Annotated in this window: 17 protein-coding genes; 7 read left to right on the top strand and 10 right to left on the bottom strand. The window is 67.5% G+C overall.

Annotation, left to right across the window (positions count from 1 at the left end):
• Nucleotides 1-10: 10 nt before the first annotated feature.
• Nucleotides 11-1,687, bottom strand: a complete 1,677-nt coding sequence (locus tag C563_RS0110880) for an FAD-binding dehydrogenase (RefSeq protein ID WP_018762084.1) — start codon at nucleotides 1,685-1,687, stop codon at nucleotides 11-13.
• 115 nt (nucleotides 1,688-1,802) lie between these two features.
• On the opposite strand from C563_RS0110880, the gene C563_RS0110875 reads away from it, so the two are divergent.
• Nucleotides 1,803-2,708, top strand: a complete 906-nt coding sequence (locus tag C563_RS0110875) for a diacylglycerol kinase family protein (RefSeq protein WP_018762083.1) — start codon at nucleotides 1,803-1,805, stop codon at nucleotides 2,706-2,708.
• A gap of 65 nt (nucleotides 2,709-2,773) precedes the next feature.
• On the opposite strand, the gene C563_RS0110870 is transcribed toward C563_RS0110875, so the two are convergent.
• The 5 genes from C563_RS0110870 to C563_RS0110850 all read right to left on the bottom strand — a co-directional run bounded on the left by C563_RS0110870 (nucleotide 2,774) and on the right by C563_RS0110850 (nucleotide 6,892).
• The gene (locus C563_RS0110870) at nucleotides 2,774-3,031 is read right to left on the bottom strand and encodes a hypothetical protein (RefSeq protein ID WP_018762082.1); all 258 of its coding nucleotides are present in this window, start codon (nucleotides 3,029-3,031) and stop codon (nucleotides 2,774-2,776) included.
• A gap of 98 nt (nucleotides 3,032-3,129) precedes the next feature.
• Nucleotides 3,130-3,570 (bottom strand): hypothetical protein, encoded by a 441-nt coding sequence (locus C563_RS0110865; protein ID WP_026264672.1) that lies wholly within the window; start codon nucleotides 3,568-3,570, stop codon nucleotides 3,130-3,132.
• A gap of 258 nt (nucleotides 3,571-3,828) precedes the next feature.
• Nucleotides 3,829-4,350 (bottom strand): hypothetical protein, encoded by a 522-nt coding sequence (locus tag C563_RS0110860; RefSeq protein ID WP_018762080.1) that lies wholly within the window; start codon nucleotides 4,348-4,350, stop codon nucleotides 3,829-3,831.
• A 143-nt stretch (nucleotides 4,351-4,493) separates the two neighbouring features.
• The gene (locus tag C563_RS0110855) at nucleotides 4,494-5,624 is read right to left on the bottom strand and encodes an alkaline phosphatase family protein (RefSeq protein WP_018762079.1); all 1,131 of its coding nucleotides are present in this window, start codon (nucleotides 5,622-5,624) and stop codon (nucleotides 4,494-4,496) included.
• Between the two features lie 2 nt (nucleotides 5,625-5,626).
• Nucleotides 5,627-6,892, bottom strand: a complete 1,266-nt coding sequence (locus tag C563_RS0110850; RefSeq protein ID WP_018762078.1) for an alkaline phosphatase family protein — start codon at nucleotides 6,890-6,892, stop codon at nucleotides 5,627-5,629.
• Between the two features lie 340 nt (nucleotides 6,893-7,232).
• On the opposite strand from C563_RS0110850, the gene C563_RS0110845 reads away from it, so the two are divergent.
• Nucleotides 7,233-8,618, top strand: a complete 1,386-nt coding sequence (locus C563_RS0110845) for an OFA family MFS transporter (RefSeq protein ID WP_018762077.1) — start codon at nucleotides 7,233-7,235, stop codon at nucleotides 8,616-8,618.
• Nucleotide 8,619: 1 nt separating this feature from the next.
• Nucleotides 8,620-8,763: an MFS transporter small subunit gene (locus C563_RS22570; protein WP_018762076.1), complete on the top strand. Its 144-nt coding sequence runs from the start codon at nucleotides 8,620-8,622 to the stop codon at nucleotides 8,761-8,763.
• A gap of 134 nt (nucleotides 8,764-8,897) precedes the next feature.
• Here the strand turns inward: C563_RS22570 and C563_RS0110835 are convergent, their stop codons facing one another.
• Genes C563_RS0110835 through C563_RS0110825 form a run of 3 tightly spaced genes read right to left on the bottom strand, consistent with a single transcriptional unit; the run spans nucleotide 8,898 to nucleotide 11,652 of the window.
• On the bottom strand, nucleotides 8,898-9,329 hold the full coding sequence (locus C563_RS0110835) for a DUF2177 family protein (protein ID WP_018762075.1): 432 nt from the start codon (nucleotides 9,327-9,329) through the stop codon (nucleotides 8,898-8,900).
• Nucleotides 9,326-11,194 (bottom strand): AMP-dependent synthetase/ligase, encoded by a 1,869-nt coding sequence (locus tag C563_RS0110830; protein ID WP_026264669.1) that lies wholly within the window; start codon nucleotides 11,192-11,194, stop codon nucleotides 9,326-9,328. Before C563_RS0110830 ends, C563_RS0110835 begins: the two co-directional genes overlap by 4 nt.
• Nucleotides 11,191-11,652, bottom strand: a complete 462-nt coding sequence (locus tag C563_RS0110825) for a MarR family winged helix-turn-helix transcriptional regulator (protein ID WP_018762073.1) — start codon at nucleotides 11,650-11,652, stop codon at nucleotides 11,191-11,193. The genes C563_RS0110830 and C563_RS0110825 overlap by 4 nt, the downstream gene beginning before the upstream one ends.
• Nucleotides 11,653-11,792: 140 nt before the next feature.
• Here C563_RS0110825 and C563_RS0110820 point away from each other — a divergent pair, with 140 nt between their 5' ends.
• The 3 genes from C563_RS0110820 to C563_RS0110810 all read left to right on the top strand — a co-directional run bounded on the left by C563_RS0110820 (nucleotide 11,793) and on the right by C563_RS0110810 (nucleotide 14,462).
• Nucleotides 11,793-12,662 (top strand): DUF1295 domain-containing protein, encoded by an 870-nt coding sequence (locus C563_RS0110820; protein ID WP_018762072.1) that lies wholly within the window; start codon nucleotides 11,793-11,795, stop codon nucleotides 12,660-12,662.
• Nucleotides 12,663-12,792: 130 nt separating this feature from the next.
• Nucleotides 12,793-13,380 carry a hypothetical protein gene (locus C563_RS0110815; protein ID WP_043424053.1) on the top strand — a complete coding sequence of 196 codons (588 nt, stop codon included), beginning with the start codon at nucleotides 12,793-12,795 and terminating at the stop codon, nucleotides 13,378-13,380.
• Nucleotides 13,381-13,445: 65 nt separating this feature from the next.
• Nucleotides 13,446-14,462 (top strand): hypothetical protein, encoded by a 1,017-nt coding sequence (locus C563_RS0110810; RefSeq protein ID WP_018762070.1) that lies wholly within the window; start codon nucleotides 13,446-13,448, stop codon nucleotides 14,460-14,462.
• 27 nt (nucleotides 14,463-14,489) lie between these two features.
• Here the strand turns inward: C563_RS0110810 and C563_RS21120 are convergent, their stop codons facing one another.
• Nucleotides 14,490-15,221, bottom strand: a complete 732-nt coding sequence (locus tag C563_RS21120; protein WP_018762069.1) for a YoaK family protein — start codon at nucleotides 15,219-15,221, stop codon at nucleotides 14,490-14,492.
• 165 nt (nucleotides 15,222-15,386) lie between these two features.
• On the opposite strand from C563_RS21120, the gene C563_RS0110800 reads away from it, so the two are divergent.
• Nucleotides 15,387-15,653, top strand: coding sequence for a hypothetical protein (locus C563_RS0110800; protein ID WP_026264667.1), 267 nt, complete (start codon nucleotides 15,387-15,389; stop codon nucleotides 15,651-15,653).
• Nucleotide 15,654: the final 1 nt, after the last annotated feature.

The following is a 15,654-nucleotide window of genomic DNA, read 5'->3' as shown; positions in this document are numbered from 1 at the left end:
GGATGCGCGGCTACAACGCCCGGGCCAGGGAACGCCCCACCGTCCTGCCGGTGAAGATGCAGCCGCCCAGGAAGGTGCCCTCGAGGGCGTTGTATCCGTGGGCGCCGCCGCCGCCGAACCCGGCGGCCTCCCCGGCGGCGTACAGCCCGGGAATGGGGGCGCCTTCCTGGCCGAGGGCCTGCCCGGACAAATTCGTCTGGATGCCGCCGAGCGTTTTCCGGGTGACGACGTGGAGCCGCACCGCGATCAGCGGGCCCGCCTTCGGATCCAGGATCCGGTGCGGCTTCACTGTCCGGAAGAGCCGGTCACCCAGGTAGCGGCGGCTGTTGCGGATGCCCGCCACCTGGGCGTCCTTGGAATAGGCATTACGGATCTCGGCGTCGCGTTCCCCGATCTGGCGCCGCAGCAGCGCACCGTCCAGCAGCGGTTCCGCGGTGAGCCCGTTCATGCCGCCGACCAGGTCCGGCAGGTTGTCCGCCACCACAAAGTCCGCGCCGTGCTCCTTGAACGCCTCGATGGGACCGGACGCGCCCCGGCCCAGCCGGGTCTTCAGCAGCAGCTTGAGGTCCCGGTTGGTAATGTCCGGGTTCTGTTCGGAGCCGGAAAGGGCGAACTCCTTTTCGATGATCCGCTGGTTGAGGATGAACCAGGAATGGTCGTATTGCTGGATGTCCGGGGTGGTCCGCAGCAAGCGGAGGGTGCCCAGCGTGTCGTAACCGGGCAGGCCGGGGAAGGGGAGCCGCCGGCCCAGAGCATCGAACCACAATGAGGAGGGGCCGGGCAGGATCCGGATGGCGTGGTCCGGCCAGATGGGATTCCAGTTCTGGATCCCCTCGGTGTAATGCCACATCCGGTCCCGGTTCACCAGCCGGACTCCGGACCCGTCGGCGATGTCCAGCATCCGCCCGTCCACATGCTGCGGCACCCCGGTGACCATCCTGCGCGGCGGTGTTCCCAGCCGGTCCGGCCACCAGCGCCGCACCTGCTCGTGGTTGCCGCCGATCCCGCCGGAAGCGATCACCACAGCCTGCGCCCGCAACTCAAAGTCCCCAACAATGTCCCGGTTGGAGGACACCCCACGCGGCGACGCATCAGGTGCCAGCACTGCGCCACGCACCCCGGTGACCGTACTGCCGTCGTACGTCAAACCGTCCACCCGGTGCCGGAAGAAGAACGTGACGCTGCCCGCCGCGGCCGCCTCCCGCGCCTTGTCCGCGAATGGTTCGGACACCCCGGTGCCGGTGCCCCACGGGACATGGAAGCGGGGGACCGAGTTGCCGTGGCCGCCGGCCCTGCCGTCGCCGCGCTCGGCCCAGCCCACCAGCGGCGTGAACCGGATTCCCTGTTCCTGCAACCAGGAGCGCTTGTCGCCGGCGGCGAACTCCACGTAGGCGCGGCCCCACTGCGCAGCATATTCGTCCTCCGGGTGCGGTCCGGAAAGCCGGTCCCATTGCGCCGAGCCCTGCCAGTCCTGCCACGCCAGCTCGAAGGAATCCTTCACGCCCAGCCGGCGCTGCATGGGGGTGTCCACCAGAAAGAGGCCGCCCAGCGACCAGAACGCCTGGCCACCCAGGTTGGCCTGGTTCTCCTGGTCCAGGATGGCCACGCGCTTTCCCGCACGGACCAGCTCGTTGCAGGCCACCAGCCCGGCCAACCCGCCGCCGATGATGATCACGTCCGCGTCCATGCGTGCCTGCCCGGCGGGTTGTCCACTCATCATCCCACTCTGCCATCCGAATGGGCCTTCGGAAACCAAAGCCGCGGGTTAGGCTGGAGCCACCCGCACCAGGAACCCGGAGAACATGTACGCCATGGCTGATGACGGAGCACCTGCCGCACCTTTCGACCGTGCCGTCCTGATCTTCAATCCCGGCCGGCCTGGAATGGGCCAGCGGATCGAGGCGTTGCAGCGGGACCTGGCCACCGACCTGCCGGGGCTGCCCGTTCACCTGTTGCCAACGGAATTTGCCGGCCACGCCCGTGAACTTGCCCGGGGCGAGGCGCGCCGGGGTGTGCCACTCATCCTTTCCGTCAGCGGGGACGGCGGGTACAACGAGGTGGTCAACGGCGTGATGGACGTGCCCGGCAGCAAGGCCGTCTGCGCCGTCATTCCCGCCGGAAATGCCAATGACCACTACCGAAGCCTGCCGGTGCGGACCTTCGCGGAAGCGGCGTCGGCCGGTGTGGGCCGGCGCGTCGACCTGCTGCGGATCACGCTCCGGACCGCAATGGGAGAACGGGTCCTGTACGCGCATTCCTACGTGGGGTTCGGGCTGACCTCGTTGATGGCCATAGGCATTGAACAGGGCGGGAAGGGTAAGGTGCTGGAGCTCGTCTCCGTGGCCCGCACGCTCTCGAGGTTGAAGCCCTTCGAGCTTGTCCGGGACGACGGGGCCACCGCCCGGTTCGACAGCCTGATCCTGGCCAACGTTTCGCGCATGGCCAAGTACGGTACCGTCAGCGAGTCGCACTACCCGGACGATGGGCGGTTCGAGGTGGTGACGCTGCCCCACGCCGGCCTGACGAAGATGGCCCTGATGACGCTCCGGGCAGTCACCTTGGGGCTGGGGCATCAACCGAGCGTCAGCCGCTACGCCTTCTCCACCCGCGATACCGTTCCCTGCCAGATCGACGGTGAAGTGGTCTATGTCGAGGCCGGAACCCATGTCCTGGTGGAAAGCGCCAAGGGAGCCCTGGCCACCCTCTGAAATCCCAGGCCGGAGTGGCGCGCCGGCCGGGGTACCGCCGCGGTGCGGCAGTTCCCCGGAGCGGCCTACGGCTGCACGGAGTCGAAGAACGTGTGATCAGGATTCGGCCCGGCCTCATGGGATTTCATCCGGATGAAGTCCACGTCCTCCTGGGACAGCGTGGTCTCACCGTGGGGATCTCCATTGGCGCCCTCGCCTGCGGCTGCACTGATCTGGGCGGAAATTGTCCGTGGCAAAATCATGCAGCCGGGGTTCGCCAGCAGCCATTGGGTGACCGGAGCGGGAAGCAGGTTCCACTGGTCGCGAATACTGATGTCAGTCATGGGGTGTGCCTTTCGTAATGGTGTCAAGGACGCCCCCAGGCCCGGGATGCGCCGGTGCCGGCCGCGGTTTACGCAGCCGGCACACGAGGAGGAAAGGCTTAATCGAAGTGGATGTCTGCGGCCGCCTTGCGCAGCGACTCAAGGCGCTCTTCTTCCACCAGGCCCAACGCTTCGAGTTCGTCAGTTCGGTGGGTCCGTTCCTGGGCGGCCTGGGCTGAAATGTCGCGCAGGATCACGCCTACAAGATGGGCCAGGCCTGCTTTGAGGTCCACCAGGTTGGTGTTGGTGATCAGGAGGCGGCGGTCTGAGACGCGGAGTTCCACATCGCTGTACCCGGCGTCGGACAGGCGCTGTTTCGTCGCTTCGCCGTGCAGCAGCTCGATTTCGCGGGGCTGCGGCCGGCGGGAAAATACAGCCGGAACGGTGTACCGCGTGGGGCCTTGGGCGGTGCCCAGGTTCGGTGGCAACGCGGATGCGAGGACTCCGCTGACCGATAGCGCCGAGTCGGCGCGTATAACAGAGTCTTGGATGGTGGTCATGGTGTCTACCAGCGTTCTGAAGGGTGCACTGCCGGATCCCGGGACGCGGGGCGGAGTGGCTGGGGCAGGGGATCCGGGGCCGGATCGGCTGCAGTGGAGGTGAACGGTGTTAACCCGTTCCGGCCGGTGTTGTGGTGCGGCCCCTCGTCGTACCGATTCCCTGCTGTGCCGGCGTCGAGGCTACTCGGTACGGCGCGCGCCGGCGGCCGTGGAAGGCAACCGGGAATCGGGCTCATTTTCGGGGCAACGGATGTCCTGTCACGATGTCCCGAGATACTTTGAGTCTACGCTCATCAGCGACTCTTCCGGGCCGGGATGCGGAACCGGCCCGCCGAAGGTCGGACGCCGGCCGGAACGGTAGGCGGAATCAATCACGGATGCGAGTTCGTCCAGCACGGTGTGGTTTCCGGGGAGCACCACGTGGGCCAGGAATTCCGATTCGAGGGAGGCGATTCCCGCGGCCACGGCTCCGAGTTTGGCGTCAATGGCCAGGGCCAGGGCATGCCATGATTTGCGGTTGGCGCGTTCGAGGATTTTCGCGTTGGCTTCGTGGACCCGGCTGTCCGCGATGTCGCCACGAATGGCCAGGGCGCCGTCGGACTGCAGCAATGGCATGACAATCCGGAATTGCCGTCCGGTGCCCCTGAAAGCCACAGCGCTCCGGTCCCCTCGCTGGGTGAACAGGATGTCCGTTGCCCCGTAGTCCGTGAGCGCCTGCCTGATGTGCTTCCGGGAAGCCTCGCTGCTGAAGGAGTCGCCGCGGGTGTAAGGGCTTGTCATCTCCTAACTATGCGCCTCGCCGCCACCCTTTCCTAACGTCGCCATAACGCATCGGCCGCGGAACAGCAATGGACCCGGCAAACGCTGCACTGCAGTCCGTTTGCCGGGTCCATTCGAGGGGAGGCATGCAGCCCCGGTCAGGCTCAGACCCCCGCGTTGTACACGTCCAGGCCAAACCGGTTGAGCCCGGGCGTCCCGGCGTACCCCAGGTACGGCAGCCCGAAGGTGTCCTCGATGCTGGCGAGCAGGCTGTAGTGGTTGTACGGCGTGGTGGACCAGGTTCCGCCCTTCGTGAAGGGGGAGAGGACCAGCGCGCCGACGCGTCCGCCGCCCATGCCCGTGATGCCTGGCAGGGCCGCGTTCGGGCCCGGGCCTTCGCCGCAGCAGGCACTGGCGTCCGACTGGGGCCCGTCGGATTCGTCGAAGGTGATCACCAGGACGCCGTCCTGCTTGAACGCCGGAGAGTTGGTGATGACCGGAACCCATTGCTTGAGCCAGGCGTCAGCGCTTGCCAGGCCGCCGGGCTGCCCGTCCACGCAGGGGGAGTCGTGTCCGTCGTGGCAAAGGTTGGGCGTGATCATGGACAGGTTGGGCGTGGTGGCAGCCGAGGCGAGGTCCGTCTGCAAGGCGGAGAGGTCGACGTCGTTCTTGGCGCAGTCCGGTGAGCCGGTGATCCCTGCGAAGTAGACGAACGGGTTGTGGCGGGCGGCGTACTGGTCGCCCACCTTGGCTTTCTGGGTGTCATCGACGGCGCCCAGGGCCGGGTGCCGGCAAGGGGTGCCCATGTCCTCCATGTACCCCTTCCAGGATTTCCCGGCGTCTTTGAGCTGCCCGGCCACCGTGGGAACGCTGGCCGGGAACACGCAGCCGTCGCCGACTGCTTGGCCGGGGCTGGCGGTGCCGCTGCCGACGAACGGGGTGTAGGTCTGGCAGTCGGCCTGCATCTGCGGGTTGGGTCCCTGGCCGGAAATCTGCGCCACGTAGTTGGGCTGGGAGTTGTGCGCCGTGCCGTAGTACTGGTTCAGCAGGACGCCTTGGCTGCGCAGGGTCTGGGAAAGATAAGGAGCGGCCGACGCCGGGCCCCAGGTTTCGTCGTAGCCCTTGTTTTCGAGGTTGATGACGAAGACGTGGTTGGCGCCGGGCAGGTAGCTGGAGGCCGCCGGCGCGGTGGCGGGAGCGGGGGCGGCGGCGGCCGGCTGTGACGGCGTTGCCGCCCCGCCGACGATGGCGGCGGCGAACACGGCGATGGCCGCTGCGGCGGCACGGAGTTTCATTGTCACGGGAGTTTCCATCCGTCGGCGAGTGCTTTCTGTTTCAGTCCAGACCATTCCTCTTCCGGCGGCGGACCCACCGGGGAGCAGGCGGGGCCGGCCACGAATGGCGGAACGAGGTATCTCGGGGCGGCCAGGTTGGCAGGGGTGCCGAAGTCCAGGACCTCTGCAATATTGCGGGCGGCCTGGTCACGCTGTGTGAGGGGCGCCAGGTTCCAGCGCCATTCGATCGCTTTCAGGACCGAGGTGTGGTCGTAGACATCGTGGGCGACGTACCGGCGCCGCGCCCTGGGCGAGACCACCAGGGACGGCACCCGGAAGCCCCGCAGGGCGGTGTCCGGGTTGGTGTCCGGGGCGGTGGCCGGGGGCACATGGTCGTAGAAGCCGCCCCATTCGTCGTAGTTGACCACCAGCAGGGTGGTGGCCCAGCCCGGCCCTGACGTCACGGCGTTGTAGACCTCGGCCAGGAACGTTTCTCCGGAGCGGATATCGGCGTGCGGGTGGTCATCGCCGGAGGTCCCGGAGCCTTCGTCGGTGAACCGTGGATCCACGAAGGACACCGCCGGCAGCGCCCCGGCGGAGCAGTCGGCGAGGAACTCCGCATAGGGGTGGGAAATGCCCTGGTACTTGGCTCCCCAGAGTGCGGTGAACGGGATGTCGCCGTAGTAGTACTTACCGGATACGCCTGCGCTGGCCAGCCGGTCCCAAATCGTGGGAAGGGTACTGGTGGCGGTGGAGTTGTGGATTCGGTCGGTGGCGGCGGCGTGCTGGTAGAACCGGTTGGGGTAGGTCTCGGCCATCGTCGCGGCGAAGTAGCGGTCGCAGACAGTCCAGTCGGGGCCGGCCTGACGCCAGAAGTCCAGGTCTTCGGCGCCGTAGTAGCCCACGGCGAACTCGTCGTTTTCGCCGGCCCGGAGCCAGCCGTCGTTCTTGCCGTTGTTGTATTGGATCCGGCCGCCCTCGTAGGAGTGGTCAGGATCCGGGTGGCCGCAGCCCTGGAAGTCGGTCAGGTGGTAGGTGGAGTGCGGGATGCCGTAGCGGTCCCGGAAGGTCAGTCCGGACTGTGTGCCGTCGGACCCGGGCAGCCAGCCGAGGAAGTGGTCGAAGGAGCGGTTTTCCATCATTACCACGACGATGTGCTCGATGCCGGAGTCACCGGGAGCCGGGAGGGCCGGCGGGGCCGCGGCGGCTGCCCGCAGGGTGCTTCCGGCGGCCAGGGTGGTGGCAGCCGCGGTGCCCGCTGCGAAGAAGCGGCGTCTGGAAAGATTCACGTCAGATTCCTTGTCCGTCATGGAGGACGGCGAAGCGGGCACGCCCCCCACGATGGGCCGATCGCCGGACCGTAAGTTACTGGTCGGTATATTTCGCGTTCACCAGTAGATCACGGCGAGGTTACGGCCCGGGCCCAAACCGGGGTCCGTTCATGCAGAGTTCACCGGACGTTCGGCGGCTTGAGGCGCGTCCCGTGGTGCCGCTCGCCGTATATTCACTACCGGTCGGCGCGCCAACAGTACGTTTGCTGATGATTTGCATGATGATTGCCGGAGGCAACGGGCCGGGCCCTTCGCCGCTGGACACCGTCGTCTTCCACCTAGCAAGGGAATCATCATCATGGGCTTCCTGGACCGTGACCGAACCATCGCCCCGCCGGGCTTCGACCGCTGGCTTGTCCCGCCGGCAGCGCTCGCTGTCCACCTCTGTATTGGCCAGGCCTATGCCACCAGCGTGTACAAAACCGCGCTGGTCAAGCATTTCGGCGCCAGCTTGACCGAGATCGGGGTGATCTTCTCCATCGCCATCGTGATGCTGGGCCTCTCCGCGGCGGTCATGGGCACGTGGGTGGACCGGAACGGTCCGCGGAAGGCGATGTTCACCTCGGCCATGTTCTGGGTGGGCGGCTTCCTGGTCGGCTCCCTGGGCATCTTCACGCACCAGCTTGGGCTGGTCTACCTGGGTTACGGCGTGGTGGGCGGCATCGGGCTTGGCATTGGCTACATTTCGCCCGTGTCCACGCTCATTAAATGGTTCCCGGACCGCCCCGGCCTGGCCACCGGCATGGCGATCATGGGCTTCGGCGGCGGCGCGCTGATCGCCAGCCCCGTGTCCCAGGCCCTGCTCAAGGCCTACGATCCCAACTCCGGTGCGCAGGGCTGGGTGGCCAGCGGCGATGCCGTGGGGAAGCTCTTCCTGACGCTCGCCGTCGTCTATCTCACCTACATGCTGTTCGGCGCCTTCAGCATCAAGGTCCCCGCAGACGGGTGGCGCCCGGCCGGGTTCGACCCCGCCAAGGTCAAGGCCGCCAAGCTGGTCACCACGGAGAACGTCTCCGCCAAGAACGCCATCAAGACCCGGCAGTTCTGGCTCGTATGGGTGGCGTTGTTCTGCAACGTCACCGCCGGCATCGGCATCCTGGAGCAGGCGGCGCCCATGATCCAGGACTTCTTCCGGAAGGCCGACGGCGGCTCCCTGGTCAGCGCCGGCGTGGCCGCGGGCTTCGTGGGGCTGCTGTCCATCGGCAACATGGCAGGGCGGTTCGCCTGGTCCGCCACCTCGGACATCACCGGCCGCAAGCGGATCTACATGGTGTACCTGGGCGTCGGCGCGGTCCTGTACACCGTGCTGGCGCTGGCCGGTGCCACGGCCACGTTCCTCTATGTGGTGCTGGCGTTCCTGATCATCTCGTTCTACGGCGGCGGTTTTGCCACCGCCCCGGCGTACCTGCGGGACCTGTTCGGGACGTTCCAGGTGGGCGCCATCCACGGCCGGCTGCTGACGGCCTGGTCAGCGGCCGGTGTGGCCGGTCCGCTGATCGTCAACGGCATCCTGGACGCGCAGGGGAAACCGGGCCAGCTGACCGGCGCGTCCTACCAGCCGGCGCTGCTGACCATGGTGGCCCTGCTGGTGGTGGGCTTCGTGGCCAACCTGCTGGTCACCCCCGTCGACGCCCGATTCCACGAACCCCGCTCCGCGCGGCACGAACCAGCCATGGAGGCCTGAGATGACCACAGCACATACCCACAGCGGGCAGGAACCGGTCCAAAGGTCCACCGGCAGGCTGGTCCTGGGCTGGATCCTGGTGGGGATCCCGCTGGCGTACGGGGTGTTCCAGACGCTGACCCAGGTGGCGGCGCTGTTCGGGTGAGCCCTGCGCGCCGTCCCGCGTCACGCAGGGCACGCTTTAGCAGCAACGGACGACGGCGGGTCCCGGCTTTACGGGATTCCGCCGCCGTTCCTGGGTCTAAAGCGTGCTGTCCGTGACGCGGGCGCCACGAAGACTCAGGCTGCGGCGGGGCGGGCGAGCCGGCGCCGCAGCAAGGTGGCGGTGGCCCAGGTGACGATGCTGCAGGCCGCGGCTCCCCAAAGGATGTCCGTGACGGCCACCAGGGCAGGGAAATCCTTCAGCACGGCGAACCCGGTCAGCGCCCACGTGGCGTAGGTGAAGAACCCGAACAAGGCTGCTCCCGTGACGCGCTGGCGTACCGTGGCGTCGGGGGTATTGGGGCGGACGCCGTAGTGCACCATTCCGGCGACAAAGATGACATAGAACAGCACGGCCCCGGCCAGGTTTGCCTTGGGAGCGAGCAGGCCGCCGATCTGGTTTTGGTACAGCGGGTTGGCCACCAGCAGGATCCACGCCACGTCCAGGACGGCGAAAATCACGGCACTGACAACGTAGGCGGTCAGCCAGTTCTTGGTGCGGGGGTTCATGCTTGGCTCCTTGAATCGGTGTACAGGTGGTCCACGAAATGCCGGGCGCGTTCGGCAAACACGGTGCGTTTGAGTTTCATCGTGGGCGTGACATTGCCGTGCGCCTCGTTGAGGTCCGCCAGCAGCAGGACAAATTTGCGCACCTGTTCGGACCGGGCCAGCCGGGCGTTTGCGGCACTCACCGCCTTGCCCACCACGCTGAGCAGCCGGGCGTCCTCGATCCGGACGGCGCCGCCGTCATCCGGAATCTTGAGCCCGCTAAGGTCTGCAATGCCTTCGCGCTCGGCCCACGCCGTCACGGACTCCGGGTCCAGCAGCACCAGGCCGCCAAGGTAGGGCTTGCCTTCGCCCACCATGATGGCGTGGGCCACCAGGGGATCGCCCTCCACATAGCCTTCCCAGATGGCGGGTGTGACGGTCTTGCCGCCGGCGGTCACAATCACGTCCTTGATGCGGCCTTTGAGGGTGAGCCGGCCGTGGGAGTCCAGTTCGCCCAGGTCCCCGGTACGGAAAAACCCGTCCACGAACGCTTCGTCGTTGTCGGAAACGCGGCGGTACCCGGCAAACACGCCCACCCCGCTGGCCAGCACTTCGCCCTGATCGGAGATCCGTACGGTGGTGCCGGGCATGGGGACGCCCACGGACCCGGAATGGATGGTGCCGGGAAGATTGCCGGTGAGCGGGGCTGTGGTTTCGGTGAGTCCGTAGCCTTCGATGACGGGCAGCCCGAGGCCCCGGAAGAACAGGGACAAGTCTGTGTCCAGTGCGCCGGCGCCGGACAGCAGGTAGTCAAGGCGTCCGCCCACCAGCGCGCGGAGGCGCGCGTAAAAGACACGGTCGAACACGGCCCGGCGGGCCCGCAGGCCCAGCGGGGCACGCACGCCGGGGTCGGCGTCGTGCGCTTCCGCGAACCTGCCCCATTCCACCGCCGTGCGCTGCGCCAGCGCCCAGACCCGGCCCAGGTGCTTTTGCGCCGCGGCGGCCGCTGCGGACGCCTGGATCTTCTGCAGGACGCGGGGCACCACCACCAGGAACGTGGGCTTGAGGGCGCCCAGGGCCGGCACTACTTCACGGGGATCGGCGAGGTGGGCGATGCGCATGCCGTTGGCCAGGCAGATGAGCTGCAGGCCGCGGGCCAGGACGTGCGCCATGGGCAGGAAGATGATGGTGTTGCCGCCCTCGCGGACCACGCTGGTGTAGGCGGCGCCGACGTTGAGGATCTGGCCCACAAAGTTGCCATGGGTGATCAACGCGCCCTTCGGGTCTGCGGTGGTGCCCGAGGTGTAGACGATCGTGGCCACGGACTCCTGGTCCGGCAGCAGGCGCCGTTCCTCCACGTCGCGGTACGGAACGTCGGTGCCCAGTTCCACCAGCGCCTGAAGGTCAGCGCCGGGGCGGGCGTCCATGGTCCAAATGCCCAAGTTTGGAGTTCCCGTCCGGGCGTACCCCTGCTCCAGCAGCGCGGCGTGCGCTGTGGTGCCGGCAATTGCCAGGCGGACGTCGGCGTCGGACAGCACGGCGGTCACTTGGGGCTGGGCGGAGGTTTCGTAGATGGGGACCACGACGGCGGCCGCGAACCACGCCGCCATGTCCGCCACCGCCCATTCGTACCGGGTAGGGGACATGACGGCCATGGTTTCGCCGGGTTGCAGGCCGGCCGCGATCAGGCCCTTGGCAAGGGCCCGGACCTCAGAAACGAACTGGCGGGTGGTCACCTGGCGCCAGGGGGCGGTGATGTCGGCACCGTTGGCCCGCACCTCGAAAGCGACGTGCTCCGGGGAGGTGCGGTACCGGTGCATTAGAAGATCGGTGGCGTTCCGGTGGGTGGACAGGTCGGCCAGGGGCGGCGAGGTGAACTCTCTCAAGGGGTGTCCTTCTCGGAAAGGGAATGCAGATGGTCCTGCATGAGGGTCAAGGCGACGTCCAGGAATCCGGCGATGGCTGCCTGTTCGTCCGCGGGGAGCGTGTGGATGTGTTGGTTGGTGGCATCCATGAGGGGGAGCATCAGGTGCCGGATCCTGTCGGCGGCGGCGGGGGTGGCGCTGACATGGACATGCCGCCTGTCCTCGGCGGAGCGCAGGCGTTCAGCGTAGCCGCGGGCTTCGAGCCGGCCGACAATGGCGGTGGTGGTGGCCGCGGTGGCGCCCAAAGTTTCCCCGAGAGCGCCGGCGGTGAGCGGTCCGGAGTGGACCAGGGCGCTGAGTGCCCGGTAGTCCGTGAGGTTCAGTTCAAGATGGCGGGCCACCTCGCGCTCTGTCTCATTGGCGAGGTTGAACAAGTTCTGGAGCGCGGCGGCGGCCGGATGGTGCAGCGGTGCGTCCACGGGTCCTCCTCCTTGGCCTTCCCATATTGTAGTTATTGTCCTCTAGTGATCAAATAGATTTGAATACATGAGAGACTAGCAGGATAAGAGGGTATCGTCAGCGCAGGATCGCGCTGGGGCCCCGGGAAAGGAGCCTGTCCGTGAATGGAAGCAGCCGCAAGGCGCTCGTCAGTACTGTCATCGCCGTGGTGGTGGCGGTCCTCATCGCCCTCGCCGGAAGCCAGGGAGGTTCCCGGATTGGCGGGTTCCCGGTGTTTGCGCTGGGGGTTGCCGCGGCGTTCGTGATCCAGTGGCTGGTGTTCATTCCCAGCTTCAAGGCGCAGACCGAGAAGTTCTATGACCTCACCGGGGCCCTTACCTACATCTCCATCACCGTGTTCCTGGTGCTGGCTTCCCCCGGCGTCGATGCGCGCGGCCTGCTGCTGGCGGCCATGGTGGTGCTGTGGGCCGCGCGCCTGGGCAGCTTCCTGTTCCTGCGGATCAGCAAGCACGGCAAGGATGACCGGTTCGATGAGCTCAAGCCGGACTTCCTCCGCTTCCTGAACACCTGGACCATCCAGGGCCTGTGGGTGGTGCTCACGGCGGCGCTGGCATGGGTGGCCATCACGTCGGACAAAAAGGTTGGCCTGGACGGGTTCTTCTGGGTGGGCCTGCTGGTGTGGGCCGCGGGCATCACGGTGGAAACCCTGGCGGATATTGAGAAGAACCGGTTCAAGGCAGATCCCGCCAACAAGGGACGCTTCATCAATACCGGCCTGTGGTCAAAGTCCCGCCACCCGAACTACTTCGGCGAAATCACCCTGTGGGTGGGGGTGGCCATCATCGCGCTGCCCGTACTGCAGGGTTGGCAGTGGGCCGCGCTGATCTCCCCGGTGTTCGTGGCCCTGCTGCTCACCAAGGGCAGTGGCGTCCCGCCCCTGGAGAAGAAGGCGGACAAGAAGTGGGGCGGACAGCCGGACTACGAGGCGTACAAGAAGAACACGCCGGTGCTGGTGCCAAAACTCAAATAGCGCCCCGGAAGGACGTACGACGACGGCGCGCGCCCCGGGTGCCGATATACGGGGCCGGCGGCCCGGCAAGGGAAGATCTCCCCATGCCGGCTGCGGGTGGGCAGGGGATGGTGCCGCCTAAGCTGTGGTCATGGAAATAACCCCCTCAGCTTCCGCGCCCCCGATGAAGTCCTTGCTCTACTGGCGCAAGAGCATGATCAACGGAGCCAGGACAGTACCTGCCATCGTGGCCATGGACAGCGCGGGAACGTTCAGCATGCATGACGCTGACGGGGTGCCGGTATTTTCCGTGCCGGCAGCCCAGGCGGCGGTCCGGTTCACAAGCATGGGGACGATGGTGGTCACGGCGAACGGCCGGAAGTACGACATCGTGGGCGTGGGCGCGTCCTTGTCGCCCAGCCCGTCCTCCTGGCAACTCGCGGAGATGGCCGCCGGCGCGGATGGCCGCACGGACGCTACCGGCCTGAGCCGCGCCGGTTCCGCCGGAGCCGCCATGAGCGGCGCGGGCGGCCTGGGTGCTGTGGCGGGCGCGGCCGGCGGAGCCGCCATGATGTTCGCCTACTACCAGGGCCTGGACGCCATCAAGGCGTGGCAGGAAGCGCTCCCCAACGCCGGAGCCACGGTGCAGAAGAGCTCGATGAAGGCCGGACTCTACATCTCGCTGGGGGTTGTGGCCGCCGTGGTCATCGGCCTAGTGGTGGCGCTGAGCCTCAAATAGTCCACGCCCGGCCGCAGCGCTGGACTTCAAACAGCCCAGTCCCGGGCCGTGGTAGTCTCCCCGCTATGGCCGTGGACCCTGAATTGCTGGACTGGCTGCTCGACTCCGATCCCGCCCTGCGATGGCAGGTGCAAAGGGATCTGGGAGGCGCCCCGCCGTCCAGCTGGGAAGCCACCCGGGCCAAAGTTCGGACGGAGGGGTTCGGGGCCAGGCTCTTGGCGCTGCAAGACCCGGACGGGCAGTGGGCCGGCGGCGCATACTTCCCGGCGGACTTTGACTTCGAAGGCCCGGAGGCGTCGGCCGACGCCGGCCAGCCGTACACCGCCACCACCTGGTCCTTGAACATGCTGCGTGAGTGGGGGCTGGAGGCGGACGCACTCCGCGGTACCGCCGAAAAGCTTGCCGCCAAAAGCCGGTGGGAATACCAGAACCTGCCGTACTGGGAGGGCGAAGTGGATTGCTGCATCAACGCATTCACCCTGGCCAACGGTGCGTGGCTGGGTGCGGACGTGGCCGGGCTTGCCGAGTGGTTCCTGGAGCATCAGCAGGACGACGGCGGCTGGAACTGCGAGTGGGTGGAAGGGTCAACGCGGTCCTCGTTCCATTCAACAATCAATTCCCTCAAAGGCCTGTTGTCCTACGAGGCAGCCATTGGCGGGTCAAGGGAGCTCCGGGCCGCCAGGAACCGTGGCCAGGAGTATCTGCTGGAGCGGCGGTTGCTGTACCGGAAAACCACGGGCGAGCCTGTGGCGACCTGGGCGTCGCGGTTCGTCTATCCGTTTCGCTGGTTTTACAGCGCGTTGAATGCGCTGGACTACTTCTGCGCCGCCGCGTTGCACGACGCCGCGGCGCCCGATCCGCGGCTGGCGGAGGCCGTTTCGTTGGTCAGGTCCGCCCGGCAAGCTGACGGCACGTGGGTCCAGGAGCGGCGCCACCCCGGCCGGGTCTGGTTCGAAACGGACGTTCCACCGGGCCAGCCGTCCAAGTGGCTGACATTCACCGCAATGAGGGTGCTGGATTGGTGGGACCAGGGCGGCGCCGTGGCTCCGGCCGTCGCTGCCCCCGCCCCAGACCGGCGGTAGGTCAGGCGGGGTTCGTTGGGCCACGGCTCACGACGGCGGGACCCGGGTGGCTGCCGGCGTCGCCACTTCGTGCCCGTGTTGGGGGACGGTGGTCCGTCCGAACAGTGCCACGCCGAGCGTGAGCAGCGCTGTCAGCAGGACCCCGAGGCCCAGGTGGAGATGCACGCAGCCCGCGCCGACCGCGGCTCCTGCCATGATCAGGCCCACTGCGGCAAGGCGCCGGCCCCAGAAGGGGTGCGTGCGGGCGCCAAGGTGGGAATCGGCCGCCAGGCCGGTGATGGTGGAGGTGACCACCACGGTGGGGACGTCCTTGACGTTCAGGTGCCGGGCGGTGGCGGCCTGCACGCCCATGGCAACGGCCAGGGTGCCGGTGATGGCTACGGTGGCGGTTTCGCTGCTCCTGGGGTTCGCGCCGCTGAGCAGGAGGATGGCCACGGCCGCCATGACGGTGCTGACGCCCGCCAGCAGGACGGTGGTGCGGTGGTTCCAGCCGGACTTGGTAGGCCGCAGTGCCCGTCCCGCGATGAGGGCGCCGGTCATGAACCCGGCCAGGGCACCGATGGGGCCCAGGATGGGAAGGTTGTCCGCGCCCAGCAGGGCCATGCCCAGGATCACCACGTTGCCGGTCATGTTCGCCGTAAACACGCGGTCCAGGCCCAGGTAGCCGACGGCGTCGAGCACCCCGGTGGAGAACGTCAGGACCAGCATGAGCACCAGGTGCAGCTTGGCCGGATTGGCGGGGGAGGTGCTGGCGGGCATGCGGGTGCCTTTCGGGGTCCGGGTCCGGAGGGGATGCGCGCGTGGTGGGGCGGCTCTTCCAGTATGCGCCGGACCGTCGCCGCCCGCGGAACCCGGGGTGCCGCCGTCGGGCGTCGCGGAGGGGTGGCAGACTTGAGGCTGATCCCACGACCGAAAGCAGCCCCCTTGATTACCTTGCACCAGGACGCCGAAGGCTTTATCCGGATGAGCCGGCACTACCCGGCCGGTATCCGCATCCGGATCGCTTTCGCCGATGGCAGCACCGGTGAATTTTCCGGCCGGACCCTCAACAACGCCTACGATGCTGCGCTCGCGGAATTCCGGGCCAAGAACGGGCTCGACGCGCGGGGGTTCAACCGTGCCCCGGCCGGCCGGACCAACTCCGGCAACACCGTGGACTACGTTCCGGTGCATCCTGGCATGGGGGAGTAGC

Origin of the sequence: Arthrobacter sp. 135MFCol5.1 (assembly GCF_000374865.1) — a bacterium.
Taxonomy (GTDB): Bacteria; Actinomycetota; Actinomycetes; order Actinomycetales; family Micrococcaceae; genus Arthrobacter.
Note: the sequence above shows the minus strand (reverse complement) of the source record. Positions and strands in the feature narration are given on the sequence as shown.

What these genes read in the sequence shown, in the direction of transcription:
- C563_RS0110860 (WP_018762080.1), bottom strand. Translation starts at nt 4,350, where the DNA reads ATGACAAGCCCTTACACCCGCGGCGACTCCTTCAGCAGCGAGGCTTCC.
- C563_RS0110845 (WP_018762077.1), top strand. Translation starts at nt 7,233, where the DNA reads ATGGGCTTCCTGGACCGTGACCGAACCATCGCCCCGCCGGGCTTCGAC.
- C563_RS0110810 (WP_018762070.1), top strand. Translation starts at nt 13,446, where the DNA reads ATGGCCGTGGACCCTGAATTGCTGGACTGGCTGCTCGACTCCGATCCC.
- C563_RS21120 (WP_018762069.1), bottom strand. Translation starts at nt 15,221, where the DNA reads ATGCCCGCCAGCACCTCCCCCGCCAATCCGGCCAAGCTGCACCTGGTG.
- C563_RS0110855 (WP_018762079.1), bottom strand. Translation starts at nt 5,624, where the DNA reads ATGAAACTCCGTGCCGCCGCAGCGGCCATCGCCGTGTTCGCCGCCGCC.
- C563_RS22570 (WP_018762076.1), top strand. Translation starts at nt 8,620, where the DNA reads ATGACCACAGCACATACCCACAGCGGGCAGGAACCGGTCCAAAGGTCC.
- C563_RS0110865 (WP_026264672.1), bottom strand. Translation starts at nt 3,570, where the DNA reads ATGACCACCATCCAAGACTCTGTTATACGCGCCGACTCGGCGCTATCG.
- C563_RS0110880 (WP_018762084.1), bottom strand. Translation starts at nt 1,687, where the DNA reads ATGGACGCGGACGTGATCATCATCGGCGGCGGGTTGGCCGGGCTGGTG.
- C563_RS0110875 (WP_018762083.1), top strand. Translation starts at nt 1,803, where the DNA reads ATGTACGCCATGGCTGATGACGGAGCACCTGCCGCACCTTTCGACCGT.
- C563_RS0110835 (WP_018762075.1), bottom strand. Translation starts at nt 9,329, where the DNA reads ATGAACCCCCGCACCAAGAACTGGCTGACCGCCTACGTTGTCAGTGCC.
- C563_RS0110815 (WP_043424053.1), top strand. Translation starts at nt 12,793, where the DNA reads ATGGAAATAACCCCCTCAGCTTCCGCGCCCCCGATGAAGTCCTTGCTC.
- C563_RS0110870 (WP_018762082.1), bottom strand. Translation starts at nt 3,031, where the DNA reads ATGACTGACATCAGTATTCGCGACCAGTGGAACCTGCTTCCCGCTCCG.